This is a genomic window from Schinkia azotoformans (assembly GCF_035811335.1).
GTDB lineage: Bacteria > Bacillota > Bacilli > Bacillales > Bacillaceae_J > Schinkia > Schinkia azotoformans.
This window is the reverse complement of record NZ_JARSMD010000005.1, coordinates 25,332-39,944: the sequence shown is the minus strand read 5'-3', so window position 1 is coordinate 39,944 and position 14,613 is coordinate 25,332. Positions and strand designations below refer to the sequence as shown.

Annotated in this window: 17 protein-coding genes; 10 read left to right on the top strand and 7 right to left on the bottom strand. The window is 36.9% G+C overall.

Translation table 11 applies throughout. The features are described from left to right. The 5 genes from pseG to P9E47_RS02430 form a co-directional block, all read right to left on the bottom strand. The gene (pseG, locus tag P9E47_RS02450) at nt 1-1,092 is read right to left on the bottom strand and encodes a UDP-2,4-diacetamido-2,4,6-trideoxy-beta-L-altropyranose hydrolase (protein ID WP_326162532.1); all 1,092 of its coding nucleotides are present in this window, start codon (nt 1,090-1,092) and stop codon (nt 1-3) included. Between the two features lie 12 nt (nt 1,093-1,104). After that, nucleotides 1,105-2,280, bottom strand: coding sequence for a UDP-4-amino-4,6-dideoxy-N-acetyl-beta-L-altrosamine transaminase (pseC, locus tag P9E47_RS02445; protein ID WP_326162531.1), 1,176 nt, complete (start codon nt 2,278-2,280; stop codon nt 1,105-1,107). A gap of 25 nt (nt 2,281-2,305) precedes the next feature. Further along, nucleotides 2,306-3,283: a UDP-N-acetylglucosamine 4,6-dehydratase (inverting) gene (gene pseB, locus P9E47_RS02440; protein ID WP_004431993.1), complete on the bottom strand. Its 978-nt coding sequence runs from the start codon at nt 3,281-3,283 to the stop codon at nt 2,306-2,308. Between the two features lie 19 nt (nt 3,284-3,302). Next, complete coding sequence (locus P9E47_RS02435; RefSeq protein WP_004431995.1) at nt 3,303-4,265, bottom strand: CgeB family protein; 963 nt, start codon at nt 4,263-4,265, stop codon at nt 3,303-3,305. 101 nt (nt 4,266-4,366) lie between these two features. Next, nucleotides 4,367-4,609 carry a hypothetical protein gene (locus P9E47_RS02430; protein WP_326162530.1) on the bottom strand — a complete coding sequence of 81 codons (243 nt, stop codon included), beginning with the start codon at nt 4,607-4,609 and terminating at the stop codon, nt 4,367-4,369. Nucleotides 4,610-4,839: 230 nt separating this feature from the next. Here P9E47_RS02430 and P9E47_RS02425 point away from each other — a divergent pair, with 230 nt between their 5' ends. Further along, nucleotides 4,840-5,235, top strand: a complete 396-nt coding sequence (locus P9E47_RS02425) for a DUF4183 domain-containing protein (RefSeq protein WP_004431999.1) — start codon at nt 4,840-4,842, stop codon at nt 5,233-5,235. 72 nt (nt 5,236-5,307) lie between these two features. Here the strand turns inward: P9E47_RS02425 and P9E47_RS02420 are convergent, their stop codons facing one another. After that, nucleotides 5,308-5,703: a DUF4183 domain-containing protein gene (locus tag P9E47_RS02420; protein ID WP_152551242.1), complete on the bottom strand. Its 396-nt coding sequence runs from the start codon at nt 5,701-5,703 to the stop codon at nt 5,308-5,310. A 160-nt stretch (nt 5,704-5,863) separates the two neighbouring features. On the opposite strand from P9E47_RS02420, the gene P9E47_RS02415 reads away from it, so the two are divergent. From P9E47_RS02415 to csaA, 6 genes are all read left to right on the top strand, one after another. Then, nucleotides 5,864-6,061: a hypothetical protein gene (locus P9E47_RS02415; protein WP_326162529.1), complete on the top strand. Its 198-nt coding sequence runs from the start codon at nt 5,864-5,866 to the stop codon at nt 6,059-6,061. Then, a complete protein-coding gene (locus P9E47_RS02410; protein WP_326162528.1) occupies nt 6,061-6,744 on the top strand; it encodes a peptidoglycan recognition protein family protein in 684 nt (227 codons plus the stop codon). The genes P9E47_RS02415 and P9E47_RS02410 overlap by 1 nt, the downstream gene beginning before the upstream one ends. A 59-nt stretch (nt 6,745-6,803) precedes the next feature. After that, the gene (locus P9E47_RS02405; protein ID WP_004432008.1) at nt 6,804-7,157 is read left to right on the top strand and encodes a DUF1360 domain-containing protein; all 354 of its coding nucleotides are present in this window, start codon (nt 6,804-6,806) and stop codon (nt 7,155-7,157) included. Between the two features lie 301 nt (nt 7,158-7,458). Further along, nucleotides 7,459-9,123, top strand: a complete 1,665-nt coding sequence (locus P9E47_RS02400) for a flagellar assembly protein A (RefSeq protein WP_326162527.1) — start codon at nt 7,459-7,461, stop codon at nt 9,121-9,123. 36 nt (nt 9,124-9,159) lie between these two features. Next, nucleotides 9,160-9,381: a hypothetical protein gene (locus P9E47_RS02395; protein WP_004432011.1), complete on the top strand. Its 222-nt coding sequence runs from the start codon at nt 9,160-9,162 to the stop codon at nt 9,379-9,381. Between the two features lie 360 nt (nt 9,382-9,741). Beyond that, nucleotides 9,742-10,074 carry a chaperone CsaA gene (gene csaA / locus P9E47_RS02390; RefSeq protein WP_004432013.1) on the top strand — a complete coding sequence of 111 codons (333 nt, stop codon included), beginning with the start codon at nt 9,742-9,744 and terminating at the stop codon, nt 10,072-10,074. A 200-nt stretch (nt 10,075-10,274) separates the two neighbouring features. Here the strand turns inward: csaA and P9E47_RS02385 are convergent, their stop codons facing one another. Beyond that, the gene (locus P9E47_RS02385) at nt 10,275-10,787 is read right to left on the bottom strand and encodes a 2'-5' RNA ligase family protein (RefSeq protein ID WP_004432014.1); all 513 of its coding nucleotides are present in this window, start codon (nt 10,785-10,787) and stop codon (nt 10,275-10,277) included. 242 nt (nt 10,788-11,029) lie between these two features. Here P9E47_RS02385 and P9E47_RS02380 point away from each other — a divergent pair, with 242 nt between their 5' ends. The 3 genes from P9E47_RS02380 to nspC all read left to right on the top strand — a co-directional run bounded on the left by P9E47_RS02380 (nt 11,030) and on the right by nspC (nt 14,552). Further along, entirely contained in the window at nt 11,030-11,569 is a 540-nt protein-coding gene (locus P9E47_RS02380; RefSeq protein WP_004432016.1) for a phosphatidylglycerophosphatase A family protein, read from the top strand. 597 nt (nt 11,570-12,166) lie between these two features. Further along, nucleotides 12,167-13,423: a saccharopine dehydrogenase family protein gene (locus tag P9E47_RS02375; RefSeq protein WP_004432018.1), complete on the top strand. Its 1,257-nt coding sequence runs from the start codon at nt 12,167-12,169 to the stop codon at nt 13,421-13,423. 1 nt (nt 13,424) lies between these two features. Next, the gene (gene nspC, locus P9E47_RS02370) at nt 13,425-14,552 is read left to right on the top strand and encodes a carboxynorspermidine decarboxylase (RefSeq protein WP_326162526.1); all 1,128 of its coding nucleotides are present in this window, start codon (nt 13,425-13,427) and stop codon (nt 14,550-14,552) included. Nucleotides 14,553-14,613: the final 61 nt, after the last annotated feature.

Below are 14,613 nucleotides of genomic sequence, written 5' to 3'. Positions count from 1 at the left end.
TTAACCACCCAGTTTCATGATATCCTCAATCATTGTCTGTAGATTCACAAAATTATCTTTCATTAATGCTGTGGAGAGTTGTGACATCTCAATTCGTTCTTGTTCGTTTTCAATAAATTTCTTCAGTGGTTTTGTTAATGATGCCTGACTCACTGTATGAATCTCTCCTAAATATTTTATGACCTTCATTTTCCCGAGTAACTCACAAATAAACTTTTGATTTTCTGCAATACTCCAAACTATAGTTGGCAGACCAAGATAACACCGCTCCCACGTGGTGGTTCCTCCAGCACCAATGGAAAGATCTGCATGCCGCATTAGCGTTGCCATGTTATTGACTTGGCAATGAAAATGCAGATTAGAATATTGTTCACAGATTTCTTTTAACTTGTGTTTATGAATATTTTGTTGTCCAACAACCACGTCTGCCTCGATATCATTCCGTGCCAATTCTAAGAATGAAGAAAGTGCTTTTTCTGTTTCATTCGTATGGTCAAATCCTCCAAAAAAAATCAATATCCTTTTAACTAAACCTGTTCGCAACTTCATCTGATATTTTTCTTCGTAAAATTCCTGCCTCAATAATACATAGCTGGGCCCAAGGAATAATTTGCAATGTGGTGGAACGAGAGCTTGGTATCTATTTGAGTCATTAAGTACTGTAGGATCCAGTAACAGATCACACTGATGCTTCCGATCGGCCAGATCGTCGATAACCATGATGTTTTTAACCATACCTTTTAGTGTACGTTCCCATTTATCGTTAATCGCATAATGATCGATAATTAGTAAATCAACAAAGTGACCATGCAGTAAAGATCTTGTCTCCTCAGCATCAATAAACCATGGAACACCCAGCCAGTTTGAGTGCGGGGTCAAAAGAGGTAGTTCCCAATCCTTGTTGGGGGTAGGAAGTTTTAATACAGTGAACTTCTTTTCATCGATTAAATTGCATAGATGCCCAATATGTTCCCTGCAAATAAAGGTGACATTGGCACCCTGTAAGCGCAGCTTTTTTGCAAGAGTTAGGCATCTCATCAAATGTCCTGATCCTATTTCGTTCGAGGCGTCAACACGAATAAATATATTCATAAGAAATCTTCCTTATGTTTTTTTACTAAGATTGATAATTTTTTTTGTGGCGTTAATAACATCCTCGACGTCTTTTTCAGTCATTGCAGGGAAGAGAGGGAGAGTAATGATCTCTTGATACAGTTTTTCAGCTTTTGGACAAATTCCTCGCTTATAACCAAGTTTTTGGTAATAAGGAAATAAGTGTACAGGAATATAGTGCACATTAACCCCAATATTTTCTTGATGAAATGCATTGAAAATCTCATTTCTTGTCTTAGACAATGTTTCCAGGTCAAGACGAATTACATACAAATGCCAACTAGAGCAGCCATTCTTGTCTTGATAAGGGGCGGTTATGGAAGAGATGTCTTTAAATGCTTCGTCATACATGGAGCTATATTTTTTTCTGAGATTTAAAAATCTGTTAATTTTTTTAAATTGACTAAGTCCAAGGGCTGCTTGAATATCAGTCAGACGATAATTAAGCCCTAGAAACTGCATTTCATAATACCATGGACCATGATTTTCTGTTAATTTACTAGGATCTCGTGTAATTCCGTGAGAACGGAATTGAAGAAGCTTCTCGTAGTAATCTTTATTGCTAGTGGTTATCATTCCACCTTCACCAGTTGTAATATGTTTGACTGGGTGAAAGCTGAACATGGTCATGTCGCTAATAGAGCCAATCCTCTTTCCTTGATAGGAAGCACCAAGTGCATGCGCTGCATCTTCAATTACTATTAGATTATGTTTTTTGGCAATGGCTGTGATTTCATCTAGATCTGCGGGCTGACCTGTGAAATGGACGGGAATAATGGCCTTTGTTTTAGTTGTAATCTTTTTTTCGATTTCTTCCGGGGCAATATTGTAGGTCTTTTCATCAACATCGGCAAATATAGGAGTGCCTCCTTGATACAGAACGCAGTTTGCACTCGCTGCAAAAGTCAGTGGGCTGGTAATGACTTCATCTCCTTCGGAAATTCCGGCTGCAAAACAGGCTGCATGCAGGGCAGCCGTACCATTGGCAAAACTAACCGCATATTTTGTGCCGACATAATGGGCAATAGCTTCTTCAAAATTTGAAATATAGGGACCTGTTGTAAGATAGTCACCTTCTAAAACGGCGGTAACAGCTTTAATGTCCTCCTCGTCAATCCATTGTTTGCCATAAGAAAGAAATGAATCCCTAATTGGTTCTTGATTCACTATATGCCTCCTTTCCCTAATTTATTTAAAGATTATTTTCTTTTATTAAGAGCCGTATCTCATCAACAGTGAGCCACTGACTATTAGTATTACTTACATAGCTAAAACCATTAGGTAATTTAGTCCCTTCGTTTCCATCTATTGAATTCCACCACTTAATTTCTGGCAGAATGATATAATAGCCTCCACAATCTAATGAATGACGGGCATCATCTTCAGTAATCATCGTTTCATGCAATTTTTCTCCAGGACGAATACCGACAATCTCTATTTTACAATCGGGGGCAATGGCCGTGGCTAAATCAATTACTTTTATACTTGGAATCTTCGGTATAAATATTTCCCCGCCCTTCATTCTTACTAGATTATCCATAACAAACTGTACACCCTGATTTAGGGTAATCCAGAAGCGGGTCATTTTTTCATCAGTAATCGGAATTTTTCCGGTTTCTTTCACTTTATTGAAAAATGGTACAACACTACCACGGCTGCCCATCACATTTCCGTACCGTACCACAGCAAACCTTGTTTTCTTCATTCCGCTGTATGCATTTGCCGAAACAAATAATTTATCTGAAACTAATTTTGTTGCTCCATATAGATTCACTGGGTATGCAGCTTTATCGGTACTTAATGCGATAACTTTTTCTACTTCACGTTCAATCGCTGCTTCAATAATATTTTGAGCACCCAATACATTCGTTTTGATGGCTTCAATTGGATTATACTCACAAACTCCAACTTGTTTTAATGCTGCCGCATGTACAACAATATCAACACCTTCAAATGCACGTAATAATCGATCTTTGTCACGAACATCTCCAATAAAAAAACGGATTCTTTTATCGGTAAACTCCTGCGACATTTCAAATTGTTTTAATTCATCGCGGCTAAAGACAATGACCTTTTTAATCTCGGTTTCTAAAATCTTGCGAACAAATTTTTTTCCAAATGAGCCAGTACCGCCAGTGACGAGAATGGTTTTACCATTAAAATAAGGCAATATTTCCACTTCCTTTCTTTTAACTTAATGAATTTATAATGTTTTCGACTCTATGAAAAAAGGTATGACAATTCAGGGCTTTTTCCATTGCTTTTTTACTAATGTTAGTCCTTTCTTGATCATTATTTAAAAATTGTTGAATGAGTTTTAGGCATTCTTCATCTGTTGAATAACAAATGATTTCTTTTCCCAAATCAAAGTGTAATACTGTATCTGGTTTTGCTGAAAGTAGTTGAAATCCACCGCTTGCAGCAACATCAAAAGTGCGAACGTTGATGCTTTTACTTTCTATACCAAGGGTATTTTTATTTTTGTAAAAATAAGGAGACCTATGGGAATTTAAAATGATTTTTGATGAACAGTATAGTTGGTTAACCTTCTTAGGCTCAATCCATTTATTAATTACAAATAATCTCTGATGATTTTGACTATTAATAAACCTTCGCCATAAGGGCCCACCAAGAACAAACTTATATGGTGTTTGCTCTAAAATGTAATTGGCAAGTTGAATTCTTTCAGGATATGGATAACCAATTAGACATAAATCGAAAAGATAATCCTTTTGTGATGTAGTGGGATGATATATGGACTGGTCGGTCCCTAATGGAAGGTGAAGTATTTTCTTCGAGTTGTATTTTTTTCTATAGTATTCGTAAGCTCCTAAGTCAATAGTAAAAATATATTGAAACTCTTCTGCTAAACGAATGGACTCATCAATATAAAAAGGATCCTCTGTAAACCAAATGCCTAAAGTAAATTTTTTTTGTTTTAAAAATTGAAGTAACTTCTGTTGAAGATTGTAGCCTGCAAAAGCAAGTACAAAGTCTGGTTGAAAGCTTTCGATTTGTTCGAGGGTATCTAGATTATAATTTGGAGTTATCATTTTTATAGAAACATTATGGGCTAAAAGTGCATCAGAAATGGATTGTTCTAAATACGGATATATTCCTAAATAACCTGAAGAAATCAATAAAAATTTCATGTTACAAACATCCTATTCAATAGAAATAGTTTTAGTTCTGGTTCATGAAGGGTCGCTGATGGAAGGTGAAAAAAACAAAAAAGTTCCACCTTCCGCTTGTATTAGGGTGCAGTTTGTATAGTAGCAATAACAACATCTCTACATCTAACAATTGTTGTTAAATCTTCGATAAATGGGCTAATGATATTTGTTTCTTGTAATACTATTAATCCATTTTCTTTAATTTTAACCAATTCTCCAGATACAATCTGACCAGATTCAAGAGTCAATGTCACTTCACTAGACATATAGTGAGATAGATATTGACAAATTGAATCATGGCAATGTTTCTTTTTTTTGCCCATAGCAAGTCTCCTTTCAATAATGATGTTACATCTTATTAAAAGGAAGCATGATCTGTATAGGTTAATTGATAACATTTATTGTATTAATTGAAAAATTGTTAAAAGTAACCTAGGACTTTCAAAAAAACAATAGTGATAACTGTATCATTTTATAATATTAAGGCTCTATAACTATTACTTGAAATTAAGTAAGCATATACTGTATTAAATTCATAAAAAGAGGTGAGAACATGGCTCTTAGAATTGTAAAGCTTTTTGCTTCTGCTGCAACCACAACAACTACCACTGCCAGACCAACTGTTTCAAAGTTTTTTTACGAAACAACTGCACAAATAGCAGCGGGGAGCACATTAACAATAGCGGTTGGTAGTTTTGAAGATGATACAGGAGCAGCTGTCACTACATTACCTGCTCTTGCAGCAGATAATAGTTATTTCAAAGTGGAGATCAATGGAGTACTACAGATGAGTGACACACTTGCATATACAGCCGGGGGAGCTGGCACAGGGCAACTTGAGATTACTGTACCAGCAGGCTCAGATCCGATTGAGGCACAAACACCGATTGTGTTAGAGGTAGTAAATTATGATCCACAATCATCTTCAACCACAACAATTACAACTTAGAAATTTTAGAAGGGAAAAAGTCAATTTTTCATCCGAACCGGATGAAAAATTGGCTTTTTTACGTACTTATTTTTAATTAACGATTTTTATAAATTGCACAATAATGGGTGTACCTTCTAGCGGCGGATCAATGGAATTTAAAGTAAGTATTCCTTTTTGAAAGGAAAAAATGGCAGGTGGTTGCAGTATACCATTAATAAACAAATTCGTAAAAGAAATGTCATTAGGATCTTTAATGCCTACTTTTCCGTAATATAGAAGTTCATCGTCATCTGTATAAACCTTTTTTTCTCCATCAGAAATTGTATAGTATTGAAAGGTTTCCACTTTTAAGGGGGAATTTTTACTTTTTTGAATTTCCTCAAGAAAATCGATCAACCAAATAGGAGGACAAATTTGTCCGTGACATCGGCAGCATGAACACTTATTGGTACAAAATGAATGTTTAGAATAATCATTGCTCCTCATATTTACAACTTTCCTTTTTGATTAATATATGTGGAAAAAAATGATTCGCTACATTTCCGACTTTATTACGAATACATAAAGTAAAATATCACTTTTTACTCTAAATCATATATCTATACTATGAAAGGGACTTTAAGCAAATTAGAAAAGAGGCGATAAAATGGCTGAAAAAATGGGTTATCCAAGTGGTACAGTAGAATGGAAAAAGCAAGCGGTCGATTGGTTATTTGAGGAAGGGTTATTATCAGATGAGGCTTGGAAGAAAAAAATTGAAGATCCGTTGCCATTATGGGCTCAAGCAGCGGTATACCAACGTTTATTTAACCTTATTCAGCGGGAGGAGGGAGGTCAAAAATAATGGCAAGAAATTTTAAGCCTTACATGATTACTCAATTTCAATCCTTTATTCATACCTTGGATTTAAAGCGGAAAATCAACCATATCCAAATTCATCATACATGGGAACCGAGGAAATCAGATTACAAAGGTGAATCTACAATCGCTAGTATGTGGAGGTACCATACAGAAACAAGGGGATGGCAGGACATTGGTCAGCATTTTACTGTAGCACCAGATGGGCTTTTATGGGACGGACGATCTTTGGAGAAGGATCCGGCTGGAATTACTGGGTATAATCGTGGCGGAATTATGTTCGAAATGATTGGAAATTTTGATCAAGGTGAAGAAACACTTGAAGGGAAGCAGTTAGATGCGATTATCGCAGCAGTCAGAGTTTTACTATCGAAATTTAATTTGTCGACAAATGATATTGTTTTTCATCGTGAACATTCCGCCAAAACATGTCCGGGAACCGGTATCACTAGGGACTGGTTTTTAAATGAAGTCAAAAATCGGAAGATAATGGAGCTTAACCCGAATTCCTATGATAATGCTGACCAATGGAAAAGGATAGCCATCGATTGGCTTTATGAGGAAGGCCTTATCTCAGCTGAGGATTGGAAAGACAATATTAATAAAGGGTTGCCGCTTTGGGCAGAGGCCCTTGTTTTAAAAAGAATCTATGATAAAGCTAAATCGTAAAAGCACTTTCCAACAGGCAGATGAATATCATATTAAGAAATTTGCCTAAGGAGCTTGCTATGATCGATAGTATTTTAGAGTTTATTTTGTTATGCTTCGCGACTTTTCGTTTAACACGATTATTTGTATTTGATAAGATCACTCAATTTTTAAGAAAACCGTTTATTCATGAGTATGAGGAGACATTAGAGGACGGAACAATTGAAACCTATATTGAGATTAAAGGAACTGGTATGAGGAGGTTTATGGGGGAACTGTTAAGCTGTTATTGGTGTACTGGTGTATGGTGTGCAGCAATAATGTATACTGGCTATTTAACTGTACCTGATTACTTTTCTCCTATAATACTAATTCTCTCAATCGCAAGCTGTGCCTCATTTTTAGAAGCGATTCTTTTGAAAATTATAAACTAGCCGTGACAAACCACCATTTCGCTGAATAATTTATAATATTACCAACTCTTAAACAAGGAGGTTATATTATAATGAAGAAAAATTATACCTCTAATACTACAAAAAGATCAACATCTAGATCAACGGCTACTACAAGAAATAAGTCAACATCACAAAGAAAGACGGGCGGTTGCGGCTGTGGTTCGAGAAAGAAAAGAAATAATGCCTAGTTTATGAAAGGACTCCGAAAAAGGGTCCTTTTTAATGTTATAATATTAATAAGAAGATTCTGAGTTTTATATTTAACAGGGAGGTGATCGTGGTGAGTACACTTAATGTTTTTACAGGGAAAACAGTTGAGGAAGCAATTGCCAATGGATTAGCCTATTTAGGCCTTACAAAAGAAGAAGTAAACATTGAAGTCTTAAATGAAGGAAGAAAAGGGTTTTTAAAAATAGGATCAAAGGAAGCGGAAGTTCGAATAGAAAGAAAAGCTGCGCCTAAGCCAAAGGGTCTGCCACTTCAAAAAGGAAAAGTGTGGGTTGAATCCGGAGTTATCCATTGCATTGATTCTACCGGTGAGAAGGAAAAATTAATGGTCCATGTCCCGCCTACGATTCTGTTATATAAAAATAATGAGCTAATGAAAGACAAGTGTACGATTTCAGAGAGTGATCAAGTAAAAGTTAATTTTAAGAACGAGGAAATCGAGACAAAATGGAAGATTGAAATGACTAAGGATAGGTTAACGGCTACTTTAAAAGTTGAACCAGGTACAAAAACTTTTTATAAGCTGCGGGATCAAAAGCCAGCACGTGAGATAAAACTAGAAGCAATAAAAACTGTAATTCCGAATTTAACTTTAACAGCTGAAGAAATTCATAAAAGGTTAATGAGCCTTGGAATTACGACGGGAATTCAGGAAGAACAAATTGATGCAGCCTGCAAAGCAGAGACCAATGGTGAATTTATTATCGCTAAAGGGGAAAGCCCTGTTGAAGGAAAGAATGGCTGGTTAGAGTATCTGGTTGATGTCAAGGAAGGTAAAAGCTTTAAAGAACGAAAGGACGGCTCGATTGACTTCCGGGAAGGGCTGGATATTCCATCAATTGAGGCTAGTACAACCATTGCGATTATTCATGATCCAATCGAGGGTTTAGCAGGAAAGGGCGTTACAGGTGAAGTAATAGTGCCGAAGCCGGTACAACCGCTAGTTGTGAAAGCGGGAAGGGGAGTAAAGATCAGCGATCATCAAATTTTGGCTACTTCAATGGGGAGACCATCTGTGCAAAAGCGAGGAAACACTGCCATTATAACTGTCCTCCCTAAGCTTGAACATCGGGGGGATGTTGGTCTTGAATCTGGTAATCTTAGATTCAACGGAGATATTGTCATAAGTGGTAATGTAGAAAATCATATGGAAGTGGTCGCTAATGGATCAGTTGAAATTAGGGGTACGACTAGTGAGGCAAAAATAAAAGCGGGGCAATCAATCACACATTATAGTAATGTAATAGCAAGTGAAATCCTAGTTGGAAATAGTGAAAGAATTGAAATATCAGGTGAGTTTGAACAACAAGTTGAAACTATGAATCAACTTCTAGAACCATCGAATTTCGAAACTGAAATCGGTGTATTTGTTCAAATGCCATCAGCGATAAACAGTACTATTTATTCCTCTGGTGATGTATTTATTAATAAACAGGGTTGTTATAATTGTACAATCTTTGCCAAGGGTTTGATCGAAGTGAAGGGTTTTGTTCGTGGGGGCAGACTTTTTGCGGGACTCGGTGCAAGGCTTGAGGAAGCAGGCAGCAAAGGTGGCACTCCGACATTAATCTGTGTTCCTCATGACCAAATTATTACGATAAAAAATGTGTTCTCTGAAACAACCATCCAGATCGGAAAAAGAGTATATAAGTTTACAAAGGATATGACAAACATTGTAGCCAGAATTGATGAACAAGGAAGCATTTCGATTCGATAGTCTATTTTTAAAAGAAATCTTCAGGAGGTGGCGGTTGTGGGCTATATATTACCAATAAACAATGAGCAATCTACACAATACACAAATCGGATTATTCGAAAGGATGGACCACCATTTGTAGTAAAACCTGTGGAAAAAGTTACAATGCGGGCCAAACTTAAAGGAAAAACAGATTATGAGGATAAATACGAAGAGGCCAAGGCTAGAAAAAAATCCGAGATTACAGGAAAAGGAAAGCACTTTAATGAAACAGTCTAAAAAAGAGTTATTAATATGAAAAATCCCTTGCTTACTCTATATTTGGCGGGGGATTTTTTTGCATTTAACTTTATTCAGTATGAGTCCCCTATTTCCATAATTGGTGGAAGGAATTTAATCCTGTATTCAATTTAATATAGGTTAAATCCCTACTGAATAAAGTTAAGCCTCCGGCGAGCCTTGTGATTTTCAAAGGTAGTTTTTCGAGTTAAGATCAAAGACTAAGAACGCCACTTCCTGTGGCAACGTCTTTGTGACCCACATCCTGTGGGCTTAAAAAATCTGGGCACAAATACATAAGGTGCATTTGATTTTATGTTGCGGTACAATTATATTCAAAAAGTGAAAGAGGTAAAAAAGATGGCAACGTTTGATGATTTTTTGAAGTTGGATTTACGAATTGGTACAGTATTAAAAGCGGAGCCCTTCCCGGAGGCCAAGATTCCTGCAATCAAAATGGAAATCGATTTTGGCGAAGAAATTGGAATTAAACAAACAAGTGCGCAAATTACGAAACGATACGAACCTGAAACCTTGGTAGGTCGTCAAGTAGTGGGCGTTGTTAACTTTCCACCAAGACGGATTGCCAGCTTTAGTTCTGAAGTGTTAGTGCTTGGCGGCATACCGGAAAAAGGGGATGTTATTCTTCTGAAACCGGATGTAGAGACCCCAAATGGTACTAAAATCGGCTAATAAGAAAAGCATAAGCGGCCCGTTTAGCGACGTATAAACTGGAGCACATCGACTGAGATAAAAGAACCACGACGAACGTAGTGAGTCGATGGTGACTTATCGTAGGGAGGTGGGCGAAGTTTACTAGTCGCTGGGCGCTGGAACTAGACAAATATGCGCATAACTTATATTTTTTACTTGCAAAAAAGACAGTCTAGTGGTCACTTTCCAAGATGGAATGTCTCATACGTTGTCCATTGGTCGTTATTTAATTGATACAACAAATGGAAACGGTCCACGACCTCGGAATGGGCAACGTCCATCATTGTAAGCTGTCCCACTATATCAGAATGTTCAGGGTTTGAAAGTTTTTGTCCAATTGTGATGTGGGGAACGAAGCTTTCTGTTTTTTCTTTATTGGAAAATACATGAGCATTAAGTTTACCGTGAAGGTTTAATAACTCTTCATCCTTTTTAATAGCTAGGAAAATTTTGTTGGCTACCGGATGAAAGGTTTTGGCTTTGTAGACCTCAAGGGTGAAAGGTGATGAATTTAAAGCAATATTATTAAGATTTTGGATGATTCTCTTTATTTCTTCTTCCGTCGAATCAAATGGATTCACAAGAGTTACATGGGGAGGAATGAAAGAGATGTGAGGATCGTACCGTTTTCGAAAAGAATTTGCATAGTCTTGAAGCTTTTTGGATGGGAAAATAACAATACCATATTTCATAAGGTAGTTCCTCCTAAAACAAAATTTTATACTGTAATATTATAACAAAAGTTCAAGAAATTTAACACAAACGATAAGAAAAACACGTGATTTGCCCATAATGGCAAATTACGATGTACCCAAAGGTATGACCTAAAGGCCCTTTTTCTTATACTATAATCAATAATATTATAAACATTCCTATAGTACAAAAAAAGACATGTTATAATGTATTTAAAAATCGGAGAGGGGATAAAGTAACAATGACAAAAAGGGTACATAGCCGAGATGTGCAAGAAGCGACAAAAAATCTACTCGAAGAACGTGGTGTGACCGTTTTAGATATTGCAGAAATAGTATATGAAATGCAAAGGCCATTTAACGGTGGTTTAACGCTAGAGGATTGTGTTTTTTCAGTTGAGCGGGTTTTAAGAAAGCGTGAAATTCAACATGCGATTCTTGTTGGTATTGAATTGGACCGTCTTGCTGAGAGAGGGCAGTTATCCGAACCCTTGCAATCGATTGTAGAGAGCGATGAAGGTCTATTCGGAATTGACGAAACCATAGGTTTAGGAGCAGTACTCACATATGGAAGTATCGCTGTTACGACGTATGGCTATTTAGATAAAAATAAGATAGGTATTATCAAAAAGTTGGACACAAAAGGTGGAGGAGGCGTCCACACATTCCTAGATGATCTAGTGGCCAGCATATGCGCATGTGCAGCATCAAGAATTGCCCATCAAATGAGGGATATCGAAGAAGTCGAAGAGGAAATGGCTTTTGTTGATATAGACCTGTAAATATAACCTTTTTGGAGATTTTGTGTTTTTTCGACAAGTTTCCAAGAATTTTAATTATTTTTTTTGATTTTTTTATTGATATTTTTTTTGATTGTTGATACTATAATGGAGTTATTAGTAATGGAAAGCGGATATTCAAAATTATGAGTCTTTCCAAGCAGATAATTTTGACCACTTTTTTAAAGAAAAGTTAAGGCCATACGGACAGCCGGGTCAAATGCCGATTGGTAACTTAGGTTACCTTATTGATTGAGTTAAAAGCTCAAATTTTATAAGTTGGTTACTTTACAACCAGTGCATAGTGCACACAACTTGTGAAACGGTCAATAAGAGTGGTAAAGGCGATTATTTGCTATATAGACTCTGAGCCTAAATGATATATTTTGAATATTGAAGAGCTTTTCCATAAGATTGCTAGAATTTTATGGCTGGCTTAAACTGTTGTGCTTTTTTGTTTTAAGTTTAAGCTAATCTTCATATTTATGATGATATCAAAAGCAAGTGTGCGCGCGAAAAATGCGGTTATACACTTGCTTTTTTTGTTTGGTATTTTTTAGTTGTTGAAAATAAAAATCTATTATAAGGGAGAGCGGAAAAATGGGAAAAGCACTTATTATTGGTTGTGGCGGAGTTGCTGCTGTATCAATTCACAAATGTGTTCAAAACAGCGAGGTATTTGAAGAAATTTGTATCGCGAGCCGTACTAAATCTAAATGTGATGAATTAAAAGCGAAATTAGATGGTGGAAAAACAAAAATTACAACTGCCCAAGTTGATGCAAATAATGTTGATGAGCTAATCGCATTAATTAATGAAGTAAAACCAGATATCGTTATGAATTTAGCATTGCCATATCAAGATTTAACTATTATGGATGCTTGTCTTGCCACAAAAACACACTATATGGATACTGCAAACTATGAGCCAGAAGATACTGCGAAGTTTGAATATAAGTGGCAATGGGAATACCGCGAGCGTTTTGAAAAAGCTGGTATTACTGCACTATTAGGCAGCGGCTTCGACCCAGGTGTAACAGGTGTATTTTCCGCTTATGCTCTTAAGCATTATTTTGATGAAATTGAATACATTGATATCCTAGACTGCAACGGCGGTGATCATGGCTATCCATTTGCTACAAATTTCAACCCTGAAATCAACATCCGTGAAGTTTCTGCGAACGGAAGATACTGGGAAAACGGCGAATGGATTGAAACAAAACCAATGGAAATCAAGCGCGTATACAACTTCGATGAAGTTGGCGAAAAAGATATGTATTTGTTATATCACGAAGAGCTTGAATCACTTGCACAAAACATGCCTGGACTCAAGCGAATCCGTTTCTTCATGACATTTGGCCAAAGCTATTTAACACATCTAAAATGTCTTGAAAATGTAGGCATGACTTCCATTGAGCCGATTGAATATGAAGGAAAGCAAATTATTCCGCTTCAGTTCTTGAAAGCAGTATTACCTGACCCAGCTTCACTTGGTCCAAGAACAGTTGGAAAAACAAATATTGGCTGTATCTTTAAAGGTAAAAAAGATGGAGTAGATAAAACTTATTACGTATATAATGTTTGTGATCATCAAGAATGCTACAAAGAGGTAGGTTCACAGGCTATTTCTTATACTACTGGTGTTCCTGCGATGATTGGTGCCATGATGATTTTGACTGGTAAGTGGAATAAGCCAGGCGTATACAATATTGAAGAATTTGACCCAGATCCATTCATGGAAGCATTAAATGTTTGGGGACTCCCTTGGAAGGAAGACTTTAACCCAGTTCTTGTGGATGCACTTCCAGAAGAATCAGGGGATTCTAAGAAATCTAAAGAAGTGGAGTTAGTAGGATAAGATGCGTTTTGAAGAATTACCGACACCATGCTATGTAGTAGATGAGAACTTGCTCGAAAAGAATCTTAAAATCTTGAACGGGGTCATGGAGCGTACAGGGGCTAAGATTATTTTGGCACAAAAGGCATTTTCAATGTATACGATGTATCCACTAATTGGAAGATATTTAAGCGGTACAGCAGCAAGCGGCCTATATGAGGCTAAGCTTGGGTATGAAGAAATGGGGAAAGAAAATCATGTCTTTGCCCCAGCCTACCGTGAAGATGAAATTGATGAAATTATCTCTTATTGCGATCATATTATTTTCAATTCCTTTTCACAGGTTGAAAAGTTTCGCGATAAAGTTTTGAAGGCTGGAAAAAAAATCGGTCTTCGCATCAACCCAGAATGCTCTACTCAGGTGGGGCATGATATTTATAACCCATGTGCAGTGGGTTCACGCTTTGGTGTAACGATCGAGCATTTCCGTCCAGATCAATTGGAAGGTATATCAGGTCTGCATTTCCATACACTATGCCAGCAAAATTCCGATGATCTTGCTAAAACGCTTGATGCTGTGGAAGAAAAGTTTGGACCATATCTTTCGAAGATGGAATGGATTAACTTTGGTGGTGGACACCACATTACAAGAGAAGACTATGATATTCTATTATTAGAAGAGTGTATTAAGCGAATGCAGGATAAATACGGCTTGCACGTTTACCTTGAGCCAGGTGAAGCCGTAGCATTAAATGCCGGATTCTTAATCACTACCGTTCTAGATACTTTGAAAAATGGTATGGATATTGCAATTTTAGATACATCAGCATCTTGTCATATGCCTGATGTATTGGAAATGCCGTATCGCCCGCCGTTGATTGGCTCAGGTGAACCAGGTGAAAAGCCATACACCTATCGCCTTGGTGGACAAACATGTCTTTCAGGTGATACCATTGGAGACTATTCCTTCGATCAGCCATTAGAAGGTGGAGAGCGCCTTGTTTTTGGCGACATGGCAATTTATACAATGGTTAAAAACACAACATTTAACGGAATGCCATTACCAACCATTGCCGTTCAAGATAAAAACGGAGACTGCCGAGTTGTACATCAATTTAACTATCAAGATTTTAAAATGCGATTAGCATAATAAAAAGCCATCATCTGGATATCGCCAGTTTGATGGCTTTTTTTGATGACAAGTATACTCA